Raw genomic sequence first — 1183 nt, forward strand, 5'->3', positions numbered from 1 at the left:
CGACACAATCCCGGTCGCGAACGCGCGCACGTGATGAGATGGGGTGGATGGACACCGTGATCACCAGCCTGGACGCCGGCGAGTTCCGAGACCGACTGCCCGAGGCGCTCGGTGTCTACGTCGACGCCATGGGTTACCCGCCCCAGGTGATCCGATCCCGGGCCCCCGCGTGGATGGAGCACAGTCACCGAGACGGGTGGTCCGGGGTCGCGGCCTTCGAGTCGCCGCGTCGACGGTTTCTCGGTCACGCCCGTGGGCCGCTGGTGGCCATTTGTTACGGCTACCGGGGCGCCCCTGGTCAGTGGTGGTACGAGCAGGTCGCCCGGGGCCTGAGTGATCAGGGTCGACAGCTGCCGACGGATTATGTCGAACTGACGGAACTCCACGTATCCCCCCGTTATCAGGGGCGCGGGATAGGGACGGAGCTGCTCCGCCGCTTCCTGGCGGACCGTACGGAGCGATCCGTGCTGCTCTCGACCCCCGAGGTCCCCGAGGAGGCCAACGGGGCGTGGCGGCTGTACCGGTCGCTGGGCTTCTCGGATGTACTCAGGGCCTACAGGTTCGAAGGCGACGCCCGGCCCTTCGCCGTACTGTCGCGTCCGCTCCCCCTCACCCAGCACGGAGGCTCGCGTGAACAACCGTCATGACGTCGTGGTGATCGGATCCGGTCACAACGGACTCATCTGCGCCGCGTATCTCGCGCGGTCCGGCCTCGACGTCCACGTGGTGGAGAAGGACACGGTCCTGGGCGGTGCCACCTCCACGGTCGAGCGCTATCCCGGCCACCGCACGGATCGTGGGTCGTCAGCGCACCTGATGATCCGACACACGGGTATCCCGGAAGAGTTGGACCTCGCCGCTCACGGCCTCAGGTATGTGGACTGTGACCCGTGGGGATTCGCCCCCGCCCCGCCGGGCAGCGACGACCCCCCGATCGTCTTCCATCGCGACCTCGACCTGACCTGCGCGAGTATCGCCGCCGCCTGCGGCGAGACGGATGCGCGCGCGTACCGCGGATTCGTCCGCCGGTGGGGGGTCCTGGCCGGACGGATGATGAAGGGGTTCGGCGTCCGTCCCACGGCGTCGCGACTGGGAGCGGCGTTCCTCGGTCGGGACGATCTCCGGGATCCCTTCGGCGCGGTCCAGACCTTCCTGTCCTCCGGCGACGCCCTGCTCGACCAGA

2 protein-coding genes are annotated in these 1183 nt (G+C 68.9%); both read left to right on the forward strand.

Features of this window, described 5'->3' with window-relative positions; translation table 11 throughout:
* The first annotated feature begins 47 nt into the window (after positions 1-47).
* On the forward strand, positions 48-647 hold the full coding sequence (locus tag G6026_RS14815; protein WP_107758054.1) for a GNAT family N-acetyltransferase: 600 nt from the start codon (positions 48-50) through the stop codon (positions 645-647).
* Positions 631-1183: FAD-dependent oxidoreductase (locus tag G6026_RS14820; RefSeq protein WP_182613628.1), on the forward strand; the 553-nt coding region annotated here is incomplete at its 3' end. The genes G6026_RS14815 and G6026_RS14820, both read left to right, overlap by 17 nt.

This window comes from Dietzia sp. DQ11-38-2 (genome assembly GCF_014145055.1).
Taxonomy (GTDB): Bacteria; Actinomycetota; Actinomycetes; order Mycobacteriales; family Mycobacteriaceae; genus Dietzia.